The sequence below is a fragment of the Streptomyces sp. cg35 genome (genome assembly GCF_050410835.1).
Classification (GTDB): Bacteria; Actinomycetota; Actinomycetes; order Streptomycetales; family Streptomycetaceae; genus Streptomyces.
In genome coordinates this window covers 4,222,756-4,245,315 of the sequence record NZ_CP191268.1, presented here as the reverse complement: position 1 = coordinate 4,245,315, position 22,560 = coordinate 4,222,756, and the positions used below count along the sequence as shown (strand labels likewise).

The following is a 22,560-nucleotide window of genomic DNA, read 5'->3' as shown; positions in this document are numbered from 1 at the left end:
CGATGTTCGCAGCACTCGGTCGGTTCGTGGTGCGCAGGCCCTGGTGGGTCATCCTCGGCTGGGTCGTCGTGGCGGCGGCCGTCATCTCGCTCGCGCCGAAGCTGACGTCCAGCTCGGACGAGGCGAGCTTCCTGCCCGACACCTACGAGTCGATCAAGGCCTCCGACATCCAGGAGTCGAAGTTCCCGCAGCAGCAGAACGTCGGCGCCGTCATCGTCTTCCAGCGGTCCGACGGCGAGCGGCTGAGGACCGCCGACTCGGCGGAAGTCGTCCGCATATCTCGGCAGTTGGCCGCCAAGGACATTCCCGAGGTCGAGGCCGTCGTGCCCGGCAAGCCGTCGCCCAACAGCCTGGTGCAGACGTCGATGGTCGCGATGCCGAAGCTGACCGACCCCACCGACACCTCCCAGCAGGACGCCGTCAAGACGCTCCGCACCGACCTCCAACAGGAGCTGAAGGGGACGGACTTGAAGGCGGGCGTGACCGGCTCCGCCGCGACCGCGCTCGACGAGTCGGAGGCGTCCGAGCGGGCGGGCCTGCTCGTCGGCGTCGGCACGATCGTCATCATCATCGTGCTGCTCCTGATCATCTTCCGCAGCCCGATCATCGCGCTGCTCCCGGTCGTCCTGATCGGGCTGATCTCGCCCCTGGCCACCGGCCTGATCGCCTCCGCCAACAAGGCGTTCGACATGAAGGCGGACTCCTCGATCCAGGAGCTGCTCACCGTCGTCCTGTTCGGTGTCGGCACGGACTACATCCTGTTCCTGCTCTTCCGCTACCGAGAGGCGCTCCGGGCCGGGGAGGACCCGAAGGCCGGCATGGTGCACGCCGTGGAACGGGTCGGCGAGGCCATCACCTCGGCGGCCGGCGCCGTCATCGTCGCCTTCGCGGCGCTCGCCCTGTCCACCCTCGGCATGCTCAAGTCGATGGGCCCGGCCCTCGCCATCGCCGTGTTCGTGACGCTGTGCGCGGGCCTGACCCTGGTCCCGGCCGTGGTCTCACTGCTCGGCACCAAGGTCTTCTGGCCCTCGAAGTCCTGGCAGCGGGAACCGCAGGGCACCGGCTTCGCCAAGCTGGGCGCGTCGATCGCCCGCCGCCCGGCCGTCTGGGCCGTCGCCTCGGCGCTCGTCATGGCGGTCCTGGCGCTCGGCGCCCTCGGCTACAAGGCCAACTTCGACCTGGCGACGTCGTCGCTGCCCAAGACCAAGGAGTCCATGGTCGCTCTCCAGGACCTGGAGAAGGGCTTCCCCGCGGGCACCACGGACCCCACCAGCGTGTATCTGACGTCCATGTCGGACGTGCCGCTGACGGCGGCCCAGGCGGCGGAGTTCCGCCGGTCGCTGTCCGAGGTCGACGGCGTCGGCACGGTCGGCGCGGCCGCGCTCAGCAAGGACGGCACGGCGGCCGCGTACAGCGTGGTCCTCGACGACCCGCCCGCCTCCGAGGCGGCGATGGCCACCGTGAAGGACGACCTGCGCCCGGCGGCCCACGCGGACGCCCCGGACGGTACGCAGGCCAAGGTCGGCGGCATCACGGCCGTCTACGTCGACATCAACAAGGCCGTGGACCGCGACTACTCGGTGGTGTTCCCCGTCGCGGCGCTCTGCATCATGGTCATCCTGGGCCTGCTGCTGCGCAGCCTGGTGGCGCCCTGGTACCTGATGGTGTCGGTGGCGCTCGGCTTCGGCGCGACGCTGGGCGCGACGTCCTTCCTGTTCACGAAGATCGGCAGCCAGCCCGGCCTGATGTTCATGCTGCCCGTGATCATGTACTTGTTCGTGGTCGCGCTCGGCACCGACTACAACATCCTGATGGTGTCCCGGCTGCGCGAGGAGGCCCGTGCGGGCCGCGCCCCGCACGACGCGGCGGGCACGGCGGTACGGCACTCGGGGCCGACGATCGCCTCCGCCGGTGTGATCCTCGCGGGCACGTTCGCGACGCTCATGCTGGCCGGCAACTCGACGCTCTCCCAGATGGGTTTCGCCCTGTCCTTCGGCATCGTGATCGCGGCGTTCGTGATGGCGATGGTCTTCACGCCCGCGCTGACGGCCCTGATCGGCCACGCGGCGTGGTGGCCGGGCCACGGCGACCGCCGCAAGTAGAACGCCGGGTCCCGCCGTCCCGTCTGCCGGGTCCCGTTCGCGGGCGGGTGCGGGCCCGGTGGGGCTTCTCGCGCAGTTCCCCGCGCCCCTGGAGGACTGCGGCTTCGCCGCGCCTCCATCGGCAGATGCGCACTTCGTGCAGCATCTCCTCCTGAGATGGCGCACGCAGTGCGCATCTCAGGGGCGCGGGGAACTGCGCGAGCAACCACGACGGGACCCGCACCCGCGCGCACTCCCCGTAGAGCTCACGGCGAGTGCGCCGGCGGCCGCGCCGCGGGGGCGCGACCGGCCACCACGAAAGCCGCGCCGTCCCCCGAAACCGTCACCCCCCGACAACCAGCACCCCGCACATCACCACGACCCCCACCACAAGCGCGGCCCCGACAAACCGGCGCCGCAACACCTGGTACCGCCCCTCGTACTCCGCCCGCAGCTCCCGCGCCCGTTCCGCACTCCGCCGCCACAACTCCCGTTGCTCACCCAAGTAGGCCTCCAGGTAAGCCCGTTGGACATCAGCCGCCTGCGACTCCGTCAGCCACGGCATCCGCTCGACGAACCGCCGGGCGGCCGACCGCCCCTCCGAACGGGCCGCCTCCACCATCAGATAGCCCTCGATCTCCCGGATCACCGCCCCGCCTCCACCAGCTCCGGCGCGGCAGCGCCCCCGTGGCGGAGGTCGAACGCCGGCGACTCCGAGCGGATCCGCGGCAGCGCCACGAAGTTGTGCCGCGGCGGCGGGCAGGACGTCGCCCACTCCAGCGAACGCCCGTACCCCCAGGGATCGTCGACCTCGACCGGCTCCCCGTACTGCGCCGTGCGCCACACGTTGTAGAGGAACGGCAGGAACGACATCCCCAGCACGAACGAGAAGATCGTCGAGACCGTGTTGAGCCCGGTCAGCCCCTCCACCGCCAGATAGTCCGGCACCCGGCGCAGCATGCCCTCCGCCCCCAGCCAGTGCTGCACCAGGAACGTCCCGTGGAAGCCGATGAACAGCGTCCAGAACGTGATCTTCCCGAGCCGCTCGTCCAGCATCCTCCCGGTGAACTTCGGCCACCAGAAGTGGAATCCGGAGAACATCGCGAACACCACCGTCCCGAAGATCACGTAGTGGAAGTGGGCCACCACGAAGTACGTCTCGCCCACGTGGAAGTCCAGCGGCGGCGCCGCCAGCACCACCCCGGTCAGCCCGCCGAAGGCGAACGTGATCAGGAACCCGACCGCGTAGAGCATCGGTGTCTCGAACGACAGCGAGCCCTGCCACATCGTGCCGATCCAGTTGAAGAACTTCACGCCCGTCGGCACCGCGATCAGGAACGTCATGAACGAGAAGAAGGGCAGCAGCACCCCGCCCGTCACGTACATGTGGTGCGCCCACACCGTCACCGAGAGCCCCGCGATCGCGATCGTCGCGCCGATCAGGCCCGAGTACCCGAACATGGGCTTGCGGCTGAACACCGGGATCACCTCCGAGACGATCCCGAAGAACGGCAGCGCGATGATGTAGACCTCCGGATGCCCGAAGAACCAGAACAGGTGCTGCCACAGCAGCGCCCCGCCGTTCGCCGCGTCGAAGACGTGCGACCCGAACTTCCGGTCGGCCTCCAGGGCGAACAGCGCGGCCGCGAGGACCGGGAAGGCCAGCAGCACCAGGACGCCCGTGAGCAGCACGTTCCACGTGAAGATCGGCATCCGGAACATGGTCATGCCGGGCGCCCGCAGGCACACGATCGTCGTGATGAAGTTGACCGAGCCGAGGATCGTCCCGAACCCGGAGAACGCGAGCCCCATGATCCACATGTCGGCTCCCACGCCCGGCGAGTGCACCGCGCCGGACAGCGGCGCGTACGCGAACCACCCGAAGTCCGCGGCCCCCTGCGGCGTGAGGAACCCGCCGATCGCGATCAGCGACCCCAGCAGGTACAGCCAGTACGCGAACATGTTCAGCCGCGGGAAGGCCACATCGGGCGCCCCGATCTGCAACGGCATGATCCAGTTCGCGAACCCGGCGAACAGCGGCGTCGCGAACATCAGCAGCATGATCGTGCCGTGCATCGTGAACGCCTGGTTGAACTGCTCGTTGGACATGATCTGCGTACCGGGCCTCGCCAGCTCCGCCCGCATGAACAGCGCCAGCAGCCCGCCCAGGCAGAAGAACGCGAACGCCGTGACCAGATAGAGCGTGCCGATCGTCTTGTGGTCGGTGGTGGTCAGCCACGTCACCGACTTCGGATACCTCAGGGACTTCATGCCCGGTACGTGTCCGGACACGGCCCGCGCCTCACCGCCCCGGCCCGCCGCAAAGATCACACCCCGCACCTGTGAGGATCGGGGCCGTGCCGGACACCTACGCAGCATGAGTACGACGGACGACGCCTTCGCGGCGGCCTACCGCGCGCACTACTGGGCGGTCAGCCGCTTCGTGGCGCGCCGCCTCGACCCGGGCTGCGCCCACGAGGTCGAGGAGGTGGTCGCCGACGTCTTCTCCATAGCCTGGCGGCGCCGCGCGGAACTCCCGCCCGAGACGCCGCTGCCCTGGCTGTACGCCGTCGCCCGCAACTGCCTCGCCAACACCGTCCGGGGCCTCGGCCGCAGACGCCGCCTCCTCGACCGCATCGGCCACCACGAGAGCGCCCACCGCAGGCAGGTCGTGCCCGGCCCCGACGCCGACCGGCCCGGCGCCTGGGTGCACGAGGCGCTGGCCCGGCTGAACCCCGCCGACCAGGAGGCGCTGCGCCTGACCACCTGGGAGGAGCTGACGCTCGACGAACTGGCCGTCGCCCTGGAGTGCGGCAAGAACGCGGCGGCGATGCGGCTGCACCGCGCCAGGCGCCGGCTGCGCGCCGAGATCGACCGGATGAACATGACCGTTTCCGCAGGGACGACCGCAGGAGACCGCGACCGTGACTGACCCCCTCGACCCGCACGGCCCCCCGGCCGGTTCCGACGAGCTGGCCCTGCTGCGCGCGGCGAACCCGGTCCCCGCCGACGACCCGCGCTACGCCGACACCCGCCCCCTGCACCACCAGGCCGAACGCGCCCTCAACCAGCTCCTGCACGGCACCCGCTCCCGGCGCGCCCGCCGCACCCTGGTGCTGCGCGCCGAGGCCGCCGTGTGCGCGGTCGCCGCGCTGCTCGTGCTGGGCCTGTCCTACGTCGCCGCGCCCGCGGCGACCGCCGCCCCGGCCCCGCTGGACCCGGGCTCCACCGCCGCGGCGGTGCCGCTCGGCACGCTCGCCGACCGTGCGCTGCGGGCCGCGGCCGACGGTCGGCCGGAGCCGCGCCCGGGCACGCACGTCAGGACCTGGACGCTGGGCGCGCACGGCGAGCGGCCCGAGGAACGCGTCGTGCGCCGGCGGCCCGACGGCAGCCGCACCGAGCGCGTCACCCGGGCCGGCACACCGCTGCCCACCCGCACGTTCCCGCCGAGCCGGAGCGACGCGCCGCCCCGGTCGCGGCCGCCGGGCGACACCGCGGGACTGCGCCGCTACCTGACCGCGCTGCACCACGGCGACACCCGCAAAGCGCCCCAACTGATGGTCGCCGCAAGCGAGTTGCTGGACAACTGGACGCCCGGCGCCCGGCAGACCGCCGCGCTGGTCCGGCTCTTCGCCGCCGCCGACGGCCTGCGCCCGGCGGGCCCGGTCACCGACCGGCTGGGCCGCTCCGGACAGGCCTACGTCACCGTGGACGCGGCCACCGCCGTGTGCCGGATGCTGATCCTGGACCCGGCGGACGGCACCGTCCTCGGCATGGACGTGACGTCCGCGGACTCCGGTGAGCTGCTGTCCTACCGTGCGTGGCAGCGGTGACCGGGGGTCACGTCAGGCCGTGCCGCCGCGCCACCAGCCGCTCGCTCGCGCCGCGCGGCAGCAGCCGCCGCAGCGCGAACGCCACGGGCGCGTTGCTGCCGACGGCGTACAGCGGCCGCGGCCGGGGCGCCTCGATCGCCGTGAGGATCTTCGCGGCCACCTTCTCGGCCGAGATCCCCTTGGCCTCATTGGCGTTGAGGGCGGCGAGCATGGTGTCGTACGCGGCCCGGAACGGCGAGCCGGCGGCCACGTACTGCGTGCGCCGCTCGCTGATCCCGGTGGCGATGGCCCCCGGCTCGACGGTCGTGACGCCGACGCCGTACGGGCTGTACTCGCGCCGGGCCGCACTCGCGAAGCCCTTGATCGCGGCCTTCGAGGCGCAGTACGAGGAGCGGTAGGCGAGCGGGAAGCTGGCCAGCATCGAGCCGACCATCACCACCCGGCCGCGCCGCCGCTCCCGCATCCCCGGCAGCACCAGCTGGCTCAGCCGCACGGCCCCGAACACGTTCAGCTGGAACAGCCGGCGGACCGCCTCCATGGGCAGCTCCTCGAACGGGCCGCTCTGCGACTCGCCCGCGTTGTTGACGAGCACGTCGACCTCACCGGCCGCGGCGGCGCACGCCTCGACGCTCGACTCGTCGGCGAGGTCGAGAGCCAGGTAAGTGACCCCGGGAATCGGGGAGTTGACCTTCTCCGGGTTCCGGCTCGTGCCGTACACCTGATAGCCGCGCCGGACCAGCGCCGCCGCGACGGCCGCGCCGATCCCCGACGACGCGCCCGTCACCAGCGCCGTGCCACGGGCGCTCACACCAGGCTCCTGGCGAGCGCGCGCCCGGCGGCCCGGCCGGAGAAGATGCAGCCGCCGAGGAAGGTGCCCTCCAGCGCGTTGTAGCCGTGCACGCCGCCGCCGCCGAACCCGGCGACCTCACCGGCCGCGTACAGCCCGTCGAAGAGGGACCCGTCGGGCCGTACGACCTGCGAGTCGAGCGTCGTCTCCAGGCCGCCGAGCGTCTTGCGGGTCAGCACGTGCAGCCGGACGGCGATCAGCGGTCCCTGCGCCGGGTCGAGGAGGCGGTGCGGCTTGGCGACGCGGGTGATGCGGTCCGGCCAGTACGCGCGGGCGTTGCGCACGGCCATCAGCTGGAGGTCCTTGGAGTAGCCGTGCTCCGCCTCCCGGTCACGGGCCACGATCTCCCGCTCCACCTGCTCGTACTCCACGGGCGTCTCGGGCGTCAGCTCGTTCATCCCGGCGACGAGATCCTTCAGGCTCCGCCGTACGACGAAGTCCTCACCGCGGTCCAGGAACGCCTGGATCGGTCCGGGAGCGCCCTTCTTCACCCGCTGCAGCACCAGCTTCAGGTCCTTGCCGGTGATGTCGGGGTTCTGCTCGGACCCGGAGAGCGCGAACTCCTTCTCCACGATGGCCCGCGTCAGGACGAACCACGTGTGGTCGTGGCCGGTGGCGGTGATGTGCTTCAGCGTGGCGAGCGTGTCGTGGCCGGGGAAGAGGGGAGCGGGCAGCCGCTTGCCGGTCGCGTCCAGCCACAGCGACGACGGACCCGGGATGATCCGGATGCCGTGCCCCGGCCAGATCGGGTCCCAGTTCTTCAGCCCCTCCGTGTAGTGCCACATCCGGTCGCGGTTCACGAGGGAGGCGCCCGCGCCCTCGCTGATCTCCAGCATGCGCCCGTCGACGTACGCGGGAACGCCCGTCACCATCGACTCCGGCGCCTGCCCCATGCGATCAACAGGCCAGTTCTTCCGCACCAGTTCGTGGTTGCCGCCGATGCCGCCCGAGGTGACGACGACGGCCTGCGCGCGCAGCTCGAAGTCGCCGGTGGTCTCCCGGGAGGAGGCGACGCCGCGGGCCTCGGCGGAGGGCTCCAGCAGGGCGCCCCGCACGCCGACGGCGGCCCCGTCCTCCACGATCAACTCGTCCACGCGGTGGCGGTACTTGAAGGTGACGAGGCCGCGCGAGGCGGCTTCGAGGACGGGCTCCCGGAACACCCGCACGACCTCGGGACCCGTCCCCCACGTGATGTGGAAGCGGGGCACGGAGTTCCCGTGCCCGGTCGCGGTGCCCGCGCCGCGCTCGGCCCACCCGACGTTCGGCGTGACCTTCAGCCCGAGCCCGTACAGATAGTCGCGCTTCTCACCCGCCGCGAACCCCACGTACGCCTCCGCCCACTTACGGGGCCAGCGGTCCTCGCGCTCCCGGTCGAAACCGGCCGAGCCCAGCCAGTCGGCGAGCGCGAGGTCGTAGGAGTCCTTGATGCCCATCCGGCGCTGCTCGGGGCTGTCGACGAGGAACAGACCGCCGAGCGACCAGAACGCCTGGCCGCCGAGATTGGCCTCGTTCTCCTGGTCGACGAGCACCACGCGCTTGCCCGCACGGGTCAGTTCATAGGTGGCGACGAGCCCGGCGAGCCCGGCCCCCACGACGATGACATCGGCACTGGTGTCGCTCATGCGCTCTCCATGGGTGTGCTGTAGGCGTCGAGTACGTTCAGGAACAGGGCCTCGCGGCGGGCCCGGACGGCCGCGTCGTGCGGCTGCAGCAGGACCTGCACGGCGGTCCCGTCGTGCACGGCGACGAGTGCCTCACCGAGGGCGCTCTCGTCGGTCACCCGCCGGCCGAGCTGCGCCAGGGCGGTCACCAGGACCGGCAGGATCGCGTCCCGGATCGCTTCCTCGCGGGCCGCCATCACCCGGCGCAGCCCCGGATTGCGCAGCGCGTGCGCGGTGAACTCGGCGGTGATCCGGTACCAGGCGTCGTCCACCGGCGCCGCGGCGATCGCGGCCCGCACGGCGGAGGCGGGATCGGCCGGGTCGAGCTCGGCCAGGGCGCGGCGCACATCGTCGAGCATCCGCGCCGACCGCTCCTCCCACAAGGCGAGAAACAGCTCGTCCAGGGAGGAGAAGTTCGAGTAGAAGGCGCCGCGGGTGAATCCGGCCCGCTCGCAGACCTGCTCGACGGTGGAGCGCCCGAAGCCCACCTCGGCGAACACCTCGAGCGCGGCGTCGAGCAGCCGCTGCCGGGTGCGCGCACGCCTCTTGGTGACGGTGCCGGGCATCCTCGCCTCCTCCATCGGATACAGGAACGTATTCGATACGTTCCTGTATCCACAAGGGCCGGGACGGCGCCGGACACCGGGCCGGGCCGGATCAGACGAAGATCTCCACCAGCGTCCACACGGCGAGCAGCAGCATGCACGCGCCGCCCACCCGCTGCACGGTCTTCAGCGGCACCCGCTTGGCGATGAACCGCCCGGCGATGAGCGCGAGCCCGGAGACCGACATCAGGGCGGCCGCGGACCCGATGGCCGTGGACCACGTCCCGTTGGTCGCGGCGAGGTTGGCCGTGGTGATCTGCGTCAGGTCGCCCCACTCGCTGATGAAGACGGCCATGAACGCGGTGCCGAACACGGGCCAGAACCCGGTCACGGTCTTGCCGCCGGCCTCGTCGCCCTCGTCGTCGTCCCCGCCGCGCAGCAGCATGAAGGCGCCGAAGGCGAACAGCAGGGCGGAGACGACCTTCACGATCCAGTCCGGCAGCAGGCCGAGCAGGGATCCGGCGCCGACGGCGATGGCCACGTGCACGATGAAGGCGGTCGAGGTCCCGAACCAGACGTACAGGGGCTTCATCCGGGTGCCCATCGCCAGCGAGGCGAACATGGTCTTGTCCGGAAGCTCGGCGAGGAAGATCAGCCCGAAGGCGGTGAGGATCGCCAGGGGGTCGAGATGCATCAGCGGTGCTTTCTGTACGGGCCGGGTTCTCGCAACCCACCCGCTGCACGGAGAGGACCACTCGACCCGGCAGCGGAGACACGTGTGCGCCACGTGTCCGTCGTTCTGCCTGGTCGAAGGTCTCGCCCACCCGGTCCGGTCACGGTCCGAGCCCGGCCACCGGGAACCCGGGGGTTCCAGTGTGTCGACGACCGGTTCGCGGGGCTACTCCCCTTCGCTTGCACGTCAAGGGTACACGCCGACGGTCCGGAGCGTCGGTGACGGAACACTGTGCGGCAGATCACCGTGGCCGGCCGTGCGGCCCCTCCTACGATGTGTGACCGTTACACCTTTCATGGCGCCTGGCCGCCCGACCCGAGGAGACGGATCCCGTGACCACCGGTACCGGCGCGCGCGAGGGCTACTACGAGCGGACGGGCCCGAACCGCTACAAGCCCACGGCCCACGCGGGCGGCGCGTGGCACGCCGACGAGCAGCACTTCAGCCCGCTGGCGGGGCTCGTCGCCCACGAGGTCGAGCGGCATCTCGCCGAGCGCCCCGGGAACCTCGCTCTCTCGCGGATCAGCTACGACATCCTCGGCCGCCTCGCCCTCGACGAGTGCGAGATCACCGTCGAGACGGTCCGGCCCGGCCGGACCATCGAACTCCTCGAGGCCGTCGTGGTCATCGGCGGCCGCCCGGTCGTGCGGGCCCGCGCCTGGCTGATGTCGGTCCAGGACACCTCAACGGTGGCGGACAGCCCCGTCGAGCCGCTCCCCGCGCCCGAGGAGCTCGTCCCCTGGGCGATGGACGAGGCCTGGGGCGGCGGCTACATCGCCTCGATCGACCTGCGCCGGGTGCCCCCGACCCGCAAGGGCCGCACGACGGCCTGGGTGTCCGCGCGCGTCGACCTGGTCGCGGGCGAGCCGAGCGGCCCGCTCGCCTCGTACCTCGCGCTCGTGGACACGGCGAACGGCATCGCCGTGCAGCAGGACCCGGCCGCGTGGATGTTCCCGAACCTCGACCTCACGATCCACCTGCACCGGCAGCCGCGGGGCCCGTGGACCGGCCTGGACACCACCGTCACCTTCGGCCCGACCGGGCAGGGGCTCACCAGCAGCGTCCTGCACGACACCGACGGCCCCGTCGGCCGCGCCGAGCAGATCCTCACCGTCCGCCCGCTGCAAGGGAGTTGACCCGCCCCCGCCCGGTCCCGGGGATCCCCCGGTCCGGACGGGTTCTTGATGGCTTCTTCATAGGTTCTTCAAAAGGCGCCTCGTACGGTCGTCGCGGTCCGGACACAGCGGGTCCGGACCCTGACGACGGCGACGTGAGGAGCTCGTGGGGATGAGTGCGCGGCGGTGGTTCGGGGGACGGCTCCTGGTCGGGGCGGCGGCCGTGGCGGTGATGACGGTGACCGGGTGCGGTGGCGGCGACGACAAGAGCGGCGAGGTCGCCTCCGCCGGGGGCGGCCGCACGAGCGCCGACCCGTCGAAGCAGGCGTCGAGCGAGCTGTCCGAGTACGTGGAGGGGCAGCGCAAGTGGGTCGAGTGCCTGCGGGACGCCGGGTTCGACGCGCCCGCCCCGGACGCCGAGGGCTCCGTCGACCTCGGGGACGCGTCCAAGTGGAAGAAGGACCCGACGGCCCTGAAGGCGCAGGACAAGTGCGCGGACCAGGTGCCGCCGGTGCCGGACAGCGTGGAGAAGGGCCAGCAGCCCGACCTCTCCGAGGCGGAGATCGCCAAGAACCAGAAGTACGCCACGTGCATGCAGGAGAACGGCGCCCCCGACTTCCCCGACACCGACGAGACCGGACACTTCCGCGACGTCACCTGGGACTCCACCTCGGCCGGCGGCAAGCGGGCCGCCCGTGAGTGCGCCTCCATCATCGGGATCCCCGCCGACGCACGACCGGTCAGACGATCGCGCCCAGGCTCCGGAGCTGCGAAAACCCAGGCCGTCAAGTTCCCTGACAAGGCCCAGGGCGAGAAGATCGATCTTGACTCTTCCGCTAGGACCCCGCAGAAGCCGCCAACTCAGTGACTCGATGGTCGAGTCTTCGAGAAGATCAACCTATCGTGCCGATTCCGACGTGAAGCCGCGGCGAGAGCAGGATCCTCCCCCCAGTGTGACAAGTGCCTGAGCCGCTGCCCGTTCGCCTTCATCGTCACCGGACCCACGACCGGGCCGGGCGACTTCCTGTAGTCAGACGGACTGCGCGCCGGTGCGCAGTCGTGTCGTACCACCTGCCAGCGGGGTGACGTTATGTCCCTCTTGAGGTCGAAATATCCACGTCAGGGCAGAGTGAAGGGCGTACCCGCCGGGCCGCCTCATAGCCGGACACACAGGCCTTCGGCGACGCCGCCAATGCAGGCCCCGTCAGTCCGCGGGCCTCCGGGACAGGGAGTGTTGTATGCCCAACCGCTCGAAGATCAGCGCCGTGAGCACCATCGCAGCCGCTCTGTTCATGACGGCCGCCATGCCGTCCCACGCCGCTGACGCGCCCGACTCCTTGGACTGGAGAAGCAAGGGCGCCGTCACCCCGGTCAAGGACATGCAGCACTGCCCGGATCACGGGGAAGCCTCGCGAACTGACGCGCTCGAAGGAGCCTGGGCGATCCAGGGGAATCCCCTCACGACGTTCCAGCCCCGTCCCGTCGAAGACCCCGACGCGCGATGGGAGTGTGATCTCATCGTTGAGGAAATCTCTCCCACCCCGTTTCCGCGTGAGCGGATCGAGGGCTGGAACTCAGTGGGGGCGGGCGAACGAGCCTTGCGTGATGCTGTCGCGGAGCACGGGCCGACCGTCGCCTACGTCGATGGCAGCGGGTACGAGTACCAGCTCTACTCGGAGGGTCTGTTCGCAGGGCACTGCGGCACCGCGAACAACGTGGCTGTCACGGTGGTCGGTTACGGCACCACAGCCCAGGGACAGAAGTACTGGATCGTCAAGAGCACTTGGGGCGAGAGCTGGGGGGAGGGCGGGTACATGCGAATCATCCGCGGCGAGAACAAGTGCGGCATCGAGGAGGGGTACGAGACGACGTACCCCACTCTCAAGTCCAGCCGCTGACCTCATGGACGGCCTCCACATGAACCGCAAGACAGAAGGCGCCTTGCCTTGCTGCATGTGTCCCCGTGTCCCCGTGTCCCATGTCGTGTCTCGTTCCGTGTTCTCGTTCGTTAGTTTGTGAAAACTGCAGGTCAGGGACACCGTGGCTCACTCGCCCCACCCACCACTCACCCCAGCTCCCATCCCGTCCGCCACGATGTGCCCGCGGCCGGGAACGGCGCCCCCTCCCACCCGGTGCCGGCCGATCCCCCGCCGGAGGCAAGAGCGGCGCCCCGAGCGGAGCCGGGTGCTTGATGAGGTAGAGAAAGTTGTAACAGCTCTCCAGCTACGGGCAGTTGGATCTGGTACCGGACCGGGCGGTGAGGGTGCGTCCGTCATGGGCTCGGATGCGGGGCGCCATGTCGTCGGTCGAGGTACCTGCGATGCGAACGCTGAAGGCTTCAGTCATCCGCCTCATGGGCTCGGGCTCGATGACGCCTCAAAGGCAGCGAGGATCTCCTGGGCATACTGGTCCCGTGGGGCGATCTCTTCGACCGTTTCGCGTGCGCGCTCAGTTCGGCCTGTCTCGCAGAGCAACCGGACGAGCCTGTAGAGGGCGTCGCGGTCGCCGGTCTCCGCGCGCTCGTGGAGTACCGATGCCAACCCGCGATCGCGAAGCGCTCGGTTCAGCCGCCGACGGGCGTGGATGTCCATGTGGGCCAGGTCCGTGAGCTCTGCGAGTCGTCCGGCGTGGACGAGTAGGTCCATGTGCCACAGGTGGTTGCCGTGTTTGGTGTAGTCGGTGGAGTAGCACTCGGCGTGGGCGCTCACCAGGGGGATGGCGGTGTCCCAGTCGCCTGACTGCTCGGCTGCCTGTGCCTGCTCGAACCATCTCACCGGAGGAGTATCGCCCAGCCCTCAGACCGAAGTCTTGCCGGTGGTGAGGAGTTGGCTGGTGAAGCCCTCGCGGCAGAGTCGCTCGTACGCCTCGAGCACATCGTCGGGTACGGACTGGCTGATCATGAAGCCCTGGTCCGGATAGATCAGCAAGTGCTGAAGCGCACCGACAAGCACGTCGATGACGAGGCGGGCGTCCCCTTCGTACGGCTTGCTGATCAGAAGCACGGAGGACACGTCCACTCCGGCCTCCTCGAGCACGGCCTTGGAAAGACGGATGTTCTCACCGGTGTTACGGGCATTGGGCTCGACGAGAACCGCCGACCTGGGAACGCCGAGTTCAAGTGCCCGCTCGCGACAGTGGACCGCTTCACCTCGCGGCATGCGGTCCTTTGTCGTAGGGCTGGTGGCCTCGTGAAAACAAGCAGTGGAGCCATGCCGCGCTGGTAGATGTCTACTGCCGTGTCGGCCACACCCAAGTCGTGACTGCCCGAGCCGATAGTGACCGAGCAGGGCCGCAGGGTGTGGCCCATCTGGTGGGAGACCCACAGGCGTCGTGCGTCGGTCCATGCCTGCGTCGAGATCATTCCTGCCCCTTCGCCCTTCGCTGAGTCCGGGACCTAGAAGTCGTACTCCCAGGCGAAGCGCGAAGCCGCGTGTACACCGATGGCCTCAACCGCTCGGTCAAGCGGGCCACGGCGCGGGACAAGGTGAAGCGCAACGTCGTCGCCCTGCTGACCGGGGCTCGGACCGAGGAACTGCGCGCGCTGACCTGGGACCACGTCTTCCTCAGCGGGAGGCCGGAAGCCAATCCGCCGCAGCCTCCGCACATTGCCGTGTGGCGGTCGGTCCGGCGTGGAGGGGACACCAAGACGCGGAAGTGCCGGCGCACGCTCGCCCTGCCGGCACGTTGCGTAGAGGTCCTGTGGGCTTCCGGCCCGTGATCCAGACCGGCGCGATGGTCATGGACGGCATCTTCAAGCGGGATCTGGAGCCGTAGTCACGCAGAGAGGCACGCACGCAGAAACAGGTGAGGCGCCTACCGAATCCGGTAGGCGCCTCACCTGCTGTTTTGGCTGTCGGGGTGGCGGGATTTGAACCCACGACCTCTTCGTCCCGAACGCGATCACGATGGTATTTGACCTGGTGAGGGCACTACTGGACGCGTGTGGGCATCGCGAGTTCCGTCCATAGGCGTCCAGGGAAGTGCACGGCAGACTGCGGCGGTTGGCCCCCGGTTTGGCCCCCTGCTAGGACTCGGCAAGCGAGCTTCCCAGCAGGGTGTCAGGCACAGGCTTGGAATGAGCGGTAAGAGTACGCGTGATCCCGCAGCCCTCCGGCGCCGGCGTGGCGTCCCGGCCGGCCAGCCTGTGCAGGTTCGGCCTGCCTGGAACGAAGCCCTAGCAGCGGGCACGTCTGCACTTAAACCCGCATGCGACACCTTCAACATATTGAGCAGGTCGCCCTCGGACGTCTACACTTGCTGGACTGCTACCTGTAGAATTAAATTTCTGGTCTATTGATCAAGGTTGGACGATTGGGGGACGCGTGAGAATCTCAAAGAATGCATTGCTTCCCCAGTTCGAACGACAGACTGATTATTTCGACTACTTTTCCGGTAGTGAAGTTCCAGACGTTCAGCAACTTCAAGACAAGCGCTTGAAGGCTGGACTACAGAAGACCTACCTGTTGGAAACTGTCGACGGTGGCAATGCAGGGGGCGGGCCATCGATAGCGGAAATTTTCCAGCGTAGCGAAATCCGCATCGATGAGCTTTCCGGTGATGACGGAGCGTACGCCCTCTTTGCGCCATCAGGGGAGCGCGTGGCAGTCCTGGAGGAAATTGGCTCCAGGTATCTCGCTTTGTACACGCTGTTGCCATCAGTGGAATCAGACAAGCTCGTCAAGGATGCTGTAGCAGCTAATCCCTTCCTCGATCACCTGTGGCTTTCATCGCAGAGTTTCCTTACGCTCTGGACGCAAGTCCTCCGAGATAACAATAGTAAGCGATACGGGAAAATCACCTTTGAGCACGAGTCGATTTATGAGACTCATGAGGGTGAAGAGGACTACTTCCAGGATGAGCGCAGGACGTCACGTTTTACGATGGTGGACAAGCTGGAAGTGATTTCCCAGAAGATGGATCCACTTTCCCAGGAGTACGCTCCACTAGCGTCAATCACGCAGCTTAGAATTCCTGCTCAGGGGCGCGGGGGCCACGATCTCTATTACGACGGCAAGTTGACCAATCGAAGCAGTTCATTCTTGGATCACCGTGCCACTGTTCGTGGAGTTGTGGATCTGTACCGCGCGCTAACTAAGCGCGTCGAAGAGCAGCTATGGGTTACTGCCTCCGGACCTCATGGGATCGCTGACGGGAACTTTGGATCTATCGCTGAGATCGTATTCAGTAAGAGCCTTCCGGAAGACCTGTTTAAGCGCTGGGTGATTAGCCTGTTTAATAATAGGCGAAATCGCTTCAGGATTACAGGCTATCCAACTTGGCTCAGTGACAGGAAAGTTCACGCAAATGCGATAGATCAGCATTTGTGGCAGCCTCTAGTGCTTGAGATGACGCCAGAGCGGGTTATTGCTGTTTTGCCTCACGGTACATGCGGTAATTCGATCAACCGACTCGTATCGAATATTCAGCGCTTCGTTGACCCTAAGGTTACAGCGTACATCGGCGATCAAGAGTACGGGGCTTTGATTCAAGGGGTGGCGGTCTAAGCCCAGGGGGGGAATTGCTTACTCGTGACCCGGTGTTCCAGGTCAACAGTTGCTTGTGGCTGGTTGCAAAGTCGACGCCGGCTAAAGGCGGTGACCGGCCATTCTTTGACGCCGGATACAGGCTGCGCTCTCTGGGCGCAAAGCTTGCTTTCAGCGTTGAAGTGCGCACGCAACTCGCGCAGCGAGGGTGGGGGCCTAATCCTCCAGAGCCTGACTTGCTGTTCCATCACCTCGCTTCCGGCGACCATCTAGTTCTGGAATGCAAGGCCTCTAGTTTCAGTAAAGATTCTAGCACTGCTGGCCAAGCCCGTAAGCTTCTGGTTTCTTGTGCAGACTCCACTACAGCTGTCGGAATAGACGGTCAAGCCGTGGTGGTCTACGTACTGCCAAGCGACGACGTCCCACTCCAGTCGGCAACGCTGGAGGAGTTGACTGGCGAGCTGGCGGCAGATGGCTTTCTGACCGCAGTCTACGGAGTGCTCGGGCTGAAGATTGACGATGAAGGCTTGTGGGCCGAGCTGCGAATTAGTCAAAATCCATCGCCGCATTTGGCGAGCCTTGAGGACAGCTTCTTGATAGTTGCTGGGGATCGCAAGGAAGCCCGTCCTTTGTATCTGATTCCTTACGACCCAACTGCGGCTGACAATCAATCCCGAGAGGAAAGAGAGTACTGTCACCGCATACTGCTTGAACGGTGCTACTCGGCCGCAGTTCAGGCAATTGGAACCGCAGATGTTCCAGAATGTGTGGTTATCAAAGCTGACGATCTCTTCCGTAAGGCAACATACGGAGTTTCGGATAAGTGGCATGCTAAGGAGCTCGGTCCACTCAAGAGCAAGATAGTTCATGGCATGGCGACTCTGCTGAACAAGAAGGAGTTGCAGGGAAGAGTGACTGTGAACAACAACCAGGTTGAACTGTTGCTGCGGGATGAGGAAGACAGGGATGCGGCAATCACTAGATTGCTGAAAGCCAACACGGTGCAGCTTGCCCTGAAGGCGTCCAGCGGGCAGACAGATATCGATCACATCGACTGACCTGTTAAAGAGTGCCTCATTGCGAGAATGTAGAGACTCGGACGCGACCTTCGAGGGGGCTACGTCTGAGTCTCTGGTATTGAAGGGCCAAAAGGTCAGGCGGATAGACCCCTAATCGTTACCTCTTATCGAGGCTCATCTGCTCGGGTGAAGCCACGCAGCGGAAACCTGTGTCGTCGTCGTGCATCGTGTCGTTGGCATCGTTCGCGATGGATGGAACCCCTCGGAACAGCGGGCTTGTAAAGGCACTGCCGCGAAGTTCGTACCTGCCTGGAGTGGTCGGTGATGCCAACCACTCCCAGACGTTGCCCACCATGTCGTAGACGCCGTAGGGCGAAACGCCGCTGTGGTACCGAGAAACGGACGTGGTGCGTTCGACGCCGGTCTCTCGGACGTTGCACTTGGCAGCCGTCTTCTGGTCACCCCACGGGAAGACACGGCCGGCAGTTCCGCGGGCCGCCTTCTCCCACTGCTCCGCAGTCGGTAGCGCCTTCCCAGCCCATGCCGCGTACGCGTTCGCGTCTTTCCAGGTCACGTGCACCACAGGGTGGTCGTACAGCTCGCGAGAGCATCGGCCGTTCTCCCAGTGATGCGGCACGGGATGACGGGTGGCAGCGCAGAACCGCGCATAGTCCGCGTTGGTCGTCGGGAAGGTGTCGATGTGGAACTCATCGACCCAGACCGGGTAGTTCTCCTCGCCTGATAGGAAGATTCCTTCCGGGACGTGCGCCATGATCTTGCCGTCACCGGGATGCTTCACGTACTCGCCGCTGAGCGGTTGGTCTTCGTCAGGCTCGATGATGGCCTGAGTGGGGATGTCGTCGGCCGCGAGGATGCCAACGAAGCGCCCTTGAGCGTCCTGGTCGGCTTTGGCGAGCAGGGTGTCTAGGGCTGCTTGGTTCACCATGCGCAGGGTGGCTTGCTCGCCGTCGCTCTCCCATCGGGAGACGATTCGATCGGAGACCCCGAGTTTCTCGGAGAACTCCATGAGGCTCATGCGTACGGCTTCGCGCAGTGCCTTAACTTCACGTCCGGTCCATTTCGTAACGAGTGGCATGGGCTACCTCTGTCGTGAATCGCCGCCCCTGTGAGGGGCGGCGGTACGCGCCTACAGGCTGTCGCCGGGGATCGCGGCGTAGCCCTCGCGCAGTGCGTCGAGGACGGGGTGGTTCTCCGGGAACTGCACGTCGTCGAGCGCGGTCACGGACCGGACGCCGATCGTCGTGTTGGTGGCGAATGCGGCAGCCATGTTCGGGACGTCGGCAAGCCGCACGGGAGCCGTGATCTGCTTGGGAGCGTCGAGGCCCTGAAGAAGAAGCATCGTCGTGCCGGGAAGGACAGGGGCGGCCGGCCAAATGACCGTCCCCTCCTGGTCGACGAATCCGAGGTTCCACGTGCCGCCCTCGGAGACGCAGCCGTCCGGTTCGACGAAGAACGCGTCGTCGAATCCGGCGAGTTGGGCCTCCCGGCGGACCCGGAGCTGCGAGTGAAGGCCGATGTGCTTCACCGCGGCACTGTCACGAGTGAAGGCGAAGGATTTGGCCGTGAGCGGGGGAGGAGTCAGCGCGCCCGCCGGTCGCAGGTTCACGAGAACGTGAGGGTCCTTGGCTTCGCTGGGACGTCCCATGTCGATGGCAGGGTCAAAGACCGTGACGCGGAGACCCGCGACACCGGTGACGCCCTCGGCTGCTTTGCGGATGTAGTTCTGCGTCTGCTCACGGTCCAACTCGACACCGAAGACGAGTTGGCAGTCACGTACGAGCCTGTCGAGGTGAAGCGACAGGCCCCGGATGGTGCCGTCCTCCATGCGCATTGACGTGAAGTGCCCGTAGTTCGTGAGGGCGAGGCTCTGGAGTTCGTCGAGGGTGACGGGTTTTCCGTTCAGTTCAGCCATACGGCCAGTCTGGCAGCCACTGACGCTCCGCCAACACCCGTTCCGCGAGCCAAAGTTCGGATTAGTTCGGTGCAGGGGCGGCGGGAGTACGTACTCACGGAGCGCTCGCCGGGACACGCTAAGAGCATGATGACGAACGCACCGCGAGAGACGCTAAGCGTCGGGCTCCCCCTCGGTGGGACCCACGACCGCTTCAAGCTGCTTCACGCGCTCGACAAGGCCGGCGAGTTCGGTCGAGACGCGCGCGACCTCGGCTTGCAGCTCGGTCAAACGCTGCGCGGCCTCACGGGGCGCCTGCTCGCCGGGGGCGGGGTCGCGGACGTAGGTACCGCTCCCCGTGCGGCCTTCGACCAAGCCCTCCTCCTGGAGCTGCGCGTACGCGTTCTGCACGGTCATCAGGGCTACGCCAAGCTTCTGGGCGTAGGCCCGAGCGCCAGGGAGGCGATCGCCGGGACCGAACGTCCCCGCGGCGATCTCACCTCTGACCCTGGCTGCGATTTCGCGGGCGTTGAGCTTCCTCTTCGGCTGTGAATCCACCCCGAAAGCGTACTTGACCTAGGTCGTTTGCGATCGGGTCGCGCAAGCACTTGACGCCCCAAATCGACCTAGGTAGCTTTCTCCGTGTCGGCAAGTGACCTAGGTTGCTTGCTGAGACTGGTTTGACCTGCATAAACGCATAGGGCGGGGACGCTGCAATCCCGCTAAAGGCCAGGGGACAGGGCTTCGGCCCGACTGGCGAGGTGGCCCGGTGACCGCGAGCAACGGCCGGAGGGTGGGGACCCAAGTCCCCCTTGCAGTGCGTTTTCCCTGTTCCGCGATTTGAAGGAGTGGCAGTGACGAAAGCGATGGGCGCGGCCGTGATTGACCGGCACGGCGGCGCCGCTTCATCCCCGGTCCGCGAGCGCGATTGAGCGCCGCGGCCAACCGGTCACCGTCCAACTGTCTCGCGGCGGCTAGCGCCGCGCCGGTTGCCTCCGCTGCTCGTCTCGTACGAGCAGCGCCGAGGGGAGCCGGATTCCCCGACTTCAACGGCGTGCGGCCCCGGTGTTCGAGCACCGGGGCCGCTGTTTGGGCCGTTGCCTACTGCTAGGGAGACACGACCCATGAACTACATCGTGACTGTTCAGGACGCTGTTACCGCGTTCGAGCCGTGGATGGAGCCCACGGATGCGGAGCTGGACGCGATCGAGCGGGAGGCGCCGCTGATCGACGCCGAACTTGAGTTGCTGGACGTGCAGATCGCCCTTCTGGACCGGACGGCAGCGCCGCTGGACGTGCGCCGCCGGCGACGGGCCGCGAACAAGGTGCTCGCCGCTCGCGTCGAGGTCGCCAACCGGCTCGGCGAGGTTCGAGAGGGTGACGCCGCATGATCCGCATCGTCACCACGTCCCGCATCGCGCAGCTTGAGGCCGATGCCCACACGGCGCACGTGTTCGCATGGGAGACCACCGCGCAGGCGAACGAGGCGTTCGGCCAGCACGTGCGGGAGCTGCACGCCGTGACCGACCGCGCCGAGCGGGCCGAGTCGGCCACGTCCGAGGTGGGCGTACTCCTGGCGCGCGCTGTGGAGGAGCTGGCCGCGGCGCAGGAAGAACTCCTCCTCAAGGACATCGAGATCCGACGCCTGCGGGAAGAGGCGGAGCGCCGGCCGATCGAGGGGGAGTCGCTCACGGTGCTGCTCCACTACGGCCAGCCGCACACGATCTACGCCTCCCGCGAAGACGCGCACGCCGACACGGCGGTGCACGGCTACCCGGCCGATCACGTCTGGTCGCCGCGCGGTGAACGCTCGCCGTACGCGTGCCAGTGGTCGTGTGAGGCGTTCACGTACAGCGCCGCCTCGAACGGGTTCCGCCGCGTCTACCGGGCGGTCGCGGAGCCGATGGGGGGTGCGGCGTGAACAGTGTTCAGACGCGTTCAGCCGAGCGCGCCCTGTCCGGCGGCACGTGGTCGATCGTGTGCGGGGCGATGCTCTACTCGATCCTCACCGTGACACCGTTGATGGCCGATCACACGGCCCCCCAGTGGGCATGGACGGCCCCCATCCTGCCGCTGGTGGTGGACGCCGCGGTCGTCATCGTGGTCAAGCTCGATGACGTGCTCGCCCGGCTCGGCGGGAACGGTGGTCGCTGGCCGCTGGCCCTGCGGTGGATGACCGGGCTGATGACGCTGGCCCTGAACACCGCGGACTCCGCGCTGAGGAAAGACCTGGTCGGCGTGGCTGTCCACTCGGTGGCACCGCTACTGCTGATCGTCACTGCGGAGACCAGTCTGGCCTACCGGCGCGCGCTCGCCGCCGCGCAGACGGCTCTGGCGGCCGAGGCGAAGGCCGAGCGCGAGCGGGCCGAGCGGAAGGCCGAGGAGCGCGCGGAGCGGGCCCGTGCCGCGGCCCGCGAGGAGCGCGAGCACGCCGCCAAGTTGGCGCGTGAACAACGCGACCATGAAGCCTGGTTGGTCCGTGAACAGGCTGAGCGCGAGGAGCGCCGGGCGCGCGAGGAGCGCGAGGCGAAGGAGCGGGCGCAGGCGGCCGAGCGGGAGATCCGTGAACGCCGTGAACGCGAGCGTGAACAGCGTGAACACGAGCGCGCTGAGCTTGAACGCCAGGCCCGCGAGCGCGCCGAAGCGGACGCCCGCGAGCGGGCCGCGGCCGAGGAGCGTGAACGCCGTGAACGCGGTGAGCGCTTGACCCGTGAACGCGCCGCGCTGCTCGATCGCGGGCCGGCCGAGGCGAAGCTGGGCGAGGACGACGCGCGCCGCACGGTGGCCGCGGCGTTCGAGACGGGCCTGTCCGTGCGCCAGGCCGCGGAGCTGTGCGGCTGGTCGGTCGGCTGGGTCTCCTCCCGCTACGCCGAGCTGCGCGGCCCGGACGCTGGCGGTCTCGCGATTGCGAGCGCCTGATGCCGACCGCCTACAGCAAGTGCTACGACCCCACGGGGCGCCGCTACGGGATACCGACCTACCCGTGGAAGTACGCCCCGGACGGGCTCGCCACCCGCCGCCAGCTCCGCGCGAAGGGGCTGCGGCCGGGCGGTCAGCCGGTCTGCGCGCAGCTCATGCTGCGCCACCGCGGCCGCAGGTCCGGCGCGATGGTCGCCTACCTCTACCGGATCGACCTCGCGAAACCGGTCCGGCCGATGACCTCGCGCAAGTGGGGCGCGCTCGCGCTCGCGATGCACGCCCGCTGCACCTGCCCGGTGTGCGGCGTGACCTACAGCTACTGCCTGCCGACCTCGCTCGGCATGTGCCTGCTGTGCCACGACGCCACCGCCAACGAACAGCGCGCCGCCTAACATCCGCCGCCTGAACTGGG

Annotated in this window: 22 protein-coding genes and 2 pseudogenes; 13 read left to right on the top strand and 11 right to left on the bottom strand. The window is 67.9% G+C overall.

Annotation, left to right across the window (positions count from 1 at the left end; all coding sequences use genetic code 11):
* Nucleotides 1-2 precede the first annotated feature (2 nt).
* The gene (locus ACQUQD_RS19225) at nucleotides 3-2,102 is read left to right on the top strand and encodes an MMPL family transporter (RefSeq protein ID WP_428953338.1); all 2,100 of its coding nucleotides are present in this window, start codon (nucleotides 3-5) and stop codon (nucleotides 2,100-2,102) included.
* Between the two features lie 322 nt (nucleotides 2,103-2,424).
* Here ACQUQD_RS19225 and ACQUQD_RS19220 read toward each other — a convergent pair whose 3' ends face one another.
* Entirely contained in the window at nucleotides 2,425-2,730 is a 306-nt protein-coding gene (locus ACQUQD_RS19220; protein WP_428953337.1) for a hypothetical protein, read from the bottom strand.
* The gene (gene ctaD, locus ACQUQD_RS19215; protein ID WP_428953336.1) at nucleotides 2,727-4,352 is read right to left on the bottom strand and encodes an aa3-type cytochrome oxidase subunit I; all 1,626 of its coding nucleotides are present in this window, start codon (nucleotides 4,350-4,352) and stop codon (nucleotides 2,727-2,729) included. The genes ACQUQD_RS19220 and ctaD overlap by 4 nt, the downstream gene beginning before the upstream one ends.
* Before the next feature lie 106 nt (nucleotides 4,353-4,458).
* Here ctaD and ACQUQD_RS19210 point away from each other — a divergent pair, with 106 nt between their 5' ends.
* Complete coding sequence (locus ACQUQD_RS19210; protein WP_428953335.1) at nucleotides 4,459-5,013, top strand: RNA polymerase sigma factor; 555 nt, start codon at nucleotides 4,459-4,461, stop codon at nucleotides 5,011-5,013.
* On the top strand, nucleotides 5,006-5,914 hold the full coding sequence (locus tag ACQUQD_RS19205) for a CU044_5270 family protein (RefSeq protein WP_428953334.1): 909 nt from the start codon (nucleotides 5,006-5,008) through the stop codon (nucleotides 5,912-5,914). Before ACQUQD_RS19210 ends, ACQUQD_RS19205 begins: the two co-directional genes overlap by 8 nt.
* A 7-nt stretch (nucleotides 5,915-5,921) precedes the next feature.
* Here the strand turns inward: ACQUQD_RS19205 and ACQUQD_RS19200 are convergent, their stop codons facing one another.
* From ACQUQD_RS19200 to ACQUQD_RS19185, 4 genes are all read right to left on the bottom strand, one after another.
* Nucleotides 5,922-6,722, bottom strand: coding sequence for an SDR family oxidoreductase (locus ACQUQD_RS19200; protein ID WP_428953333.1), 801 nt, complete (start codon nucleotides 6,720-6,722; stop codon nucleotides 5,922-5,924).
* Nucleotides 6,719-8,383 (bottom strand): FAD-binding dehydrogenase, encoded by a 1,665-nt coding sequence (locus ACQUQD_RS19195; RefSeq protein WP_428953332.1) that lies wholly within the window; start codon nucleotides 8,381-8,383, stop codon nucleotides 6,719-6,721. The genes ACQUQD_RS19200 and ACQUQD_RS19195 overlap by 4 nt, the downstream gene beginning before the upstream one ends.
* Nucleotides 8,380-8,988 (bottom strand): TetR/AcrR family transcriptional regulator, encoded by a 609-nt coding sequence (locus ACQUQD_RS19190; protein WP_428953331.1) that lies wholly within the window; start codon nucleotides 8,986-8,988, stop codon nucleotides 8,380-8,382. The genes ACQUQD_RS19195 and ACQUQD_RS19190 overlap by 4 nt, the downstream gene beginning before the upstream one ends.
* Nucleotides 8,989-9,079: 91 nt before the next feature.
* On the bottom strand, nucleotides 9,080-9,661 hold the full coding sequence (locus tag ACQUQD_RS19185; RefSeq protein ID WP_428953330.1) for a TMEM165/GDT1 family protein: 582 nt from the start codon (nucleotides 9,659-9,661) through the stop codon (nucleotides 9,080-9,082).
* A 371-nt stretch (nucleotides 9,662-10,032) separates the two neighbouring features.
* On the opposite strand from ACQUQD_RS19185, the gene ACQUQD_RS19180 reads away from it, so the two are divergent.
* From ACQUQD_RS19180 to ACQUQD_RS19170, 3 genes are all read left to right on the top strand, one after another.
* Nucleotides 10,033-10,836, top strand: a complete 804-nt coding sequence (locus ACQUQD_RS19180; protein ID WP_428953329.1) for a thioesterase family protein — start codon at nucleotides 10,033-10,035, stop codon at nucleotides 10,834-10,836.
* Between the two features lie 151 nt (nucleotides 10,837-10,987).
* Entirely contained in the window at nucleotides 10,988-11,683 is a 696-nt protein-coding gene (locus ACQUQD_RS19175; RefSeq protein ID WP_428953328.1) for a hypothetical protein, read from the top strand.
* A gap of 397 nt (nucleotides 11,684-12,080) precedes the next feature.
* On the top strand, nucleotides 12,081-12,713 hold the full coding sequence (locus ACQUQD_RS19170) for a C1 family peptidase (protein ID WP_428953327.1): 633 nt from the start codon (nucleotides 12,081-12,083) through the stop codon (nucleotides 12,711-12,713).
* A gap of 453 nt (nucleotides 12,714-13,166) precedes the next feature.
* Here the strand turns inward: ACQUQD_RS19170 and ACQUQD_RS19165 are convergent, their stop codons facing one another.
* Both ACQUQD_RS19165 and ACQUQD_RS19160 read right to left on the bottom strand, forming a co-directional pair.
* Complete coding sequence (locus tag ACQUQD_RS19165; RefSeq protein WP_428953326.1) at nucleotides 13,167-13,589, bottom strand: tetratricopeptide repeat protein; 423 nt, start codon at nucleotides 13,587-13,589, stop codon at nucleotides 13,167-13,169.
* A 21-nt stretch (nucleotides 13,590-13,610) separates the two neighbouring features.
* Nucleotides 13,611-14,176: pseudogene (locus ACQUQD_RS19160) on the bottom strand (YdcF family protein).
* An 84-nt stretch (nucleotides 14,177-14,260) separates the two neighbouring features.
* Between ACQUQD_RS19160 and ACQUQD_RS19155 the strand changes: the two are divergent.
* The 3 genes and pseudogenes from ACQUQD_RS19155 to ACQUQD_RS19145 all read left to right on the top strand — a co-directional run.
* Nucleotides 14,261-14,518 (top strand): annotated as a pseudogene (locus tag ACQUQD_RS19155) (site-specific integrase); the annotation flags it as partial.
* Nucleotides 14,519-15,137: 619 nt separating this feature from the next.
* On the top strand, nucleotides 15,138-16,319 hold the full coding sequence (locus ACQUQD_RS19150) for a hypothetical protein (RefSeq protein WP_428953325.1): 1,182 nt from the start codon (nucleotides 15,138-15,140) through the stop codon (nucleotides 16,317-16,319).
* Nucleotides 16,320-16,351: 32 nt separating this feature from the next.
* Complete coding sequence (locus ACQUQD_RS19145; RefSeq protein ID WP_428953324.1) at nucleotides 16,352-17,356, top strand: hypothetical protein; 1,005 nt, start codon at nucleotides 16,352-16,354, stop codon at nucleotides 17,354-17,356.
* Between the two features lie 118 nt (nucleotides 17,357-17,474).
* Here the strand turns inward: ACQUQD_RS19145 and ACQUQD_RS19140 are convergent, their stop codons facing one another.
* From ACQUQD_RS19140 to ACQUQD_RS19130, 3 genes are all read right to left on the bottom strand, one after another.
* Complete coding sequence (locus ACQUQD_RS19140; RefSeq protein ID WP_428953323.1) at nucleotides 17,475-18,344, bottom strand: SUMF1/EgtB/PvdO family nonheme iron enzyme; 870 nt, start codon at nucleotides 18,342-18,344, stop codon at nucleotides 17,475-17,477.
* 120 nt (nucleotides 18,345-18,464) lie between these two features.
* Nucleotides 18,465-19,250, bottom strand: coding sequence for an aminotransferase class IV family protein (locus ACQUQD_RS19135; protein WP_428953322.1), 786 nt, complete (start codon nucleotides 19,248-19,250; stop codon nucleotides 18,465-18,467).
* Between the two features lie 153 nt (nucleotides 19,251-19,403).
* Complete coding sequence (locus tag ACQUQD_RS19130) at nucleotides 19,404-19,787, bottom strand: GntR family transcriptional regulator (protein WP_428953321.1); 384 nt, start codon at nucleotides 19,785-19,787, stop codon at nucleotides 19,404-19,406.
* A 566-nt stretch (nucleotides 19,788-20,353) separates the two neighbouring features.
* On the opposite strand from ACQUQD_RS19130, the gene ACQUQD_RS19125 reads away from it, so the two are divergent.
* Genes ACQUQD_RS19125 through ACQUQD_RS19110 form a run of 4 tightly spaced genes read left to right on the top strand, consistent with a single transcriptional unit; the run spans nucleotide 20,354 to nucleotide 22,540 of the window.
* Entirely contained in the window at nucleotides 20,354-20,620 is a 267-nt protein-coding gene (locus ACQUQD_RS19125; RefSeq protein WP_428953320.1) for a DUF6284 family protein, read from the top strand.
* Nucleotides 20,617-21,150, top strand: a complete 534-nt coding sequence (locus tag ACQUQD_RS19120; protein WP_428953319.1) for a hypothetical protein — start codon at nucleotides 20,617-20,619, stop codon at nucleotides 21,148-21,150. Before ACQUQD_RS19125 ends, ACQUQD_RS19120 begins: the two co-directional genes overlap by 4 nt.
* A complete protein-coding gene (locus ACQUQD_RS19115) occupies nucleotides 21,147-22,148 on the top strand; it encodes a DUF2637 domain-containing protein (protein ID WP_428953318.1) in 1,002 nt (333 codons plus the stop codon). Before ACQUQD_RS19120 ends, ACQUQD_RS19115 begins: the two co-directional genes overlap by 4 nt.
* Entirely contained in the window at nucleotides 22,148-22,540 is a 393-nt protein-coding gene (locus tag ACQUQD_RS19110; RefSeq protein WP_428953317.1) for an RRQRL motif-containing zinc-binding protein, read from the top strand. Before ACQUQD_RS19115 ends, ACQUQD_RS19110 begins: the two co-directional genes overlap by 1 nt.
* Nucleotides 22,541-22,560: the final 20 nt, after the last annotated feature.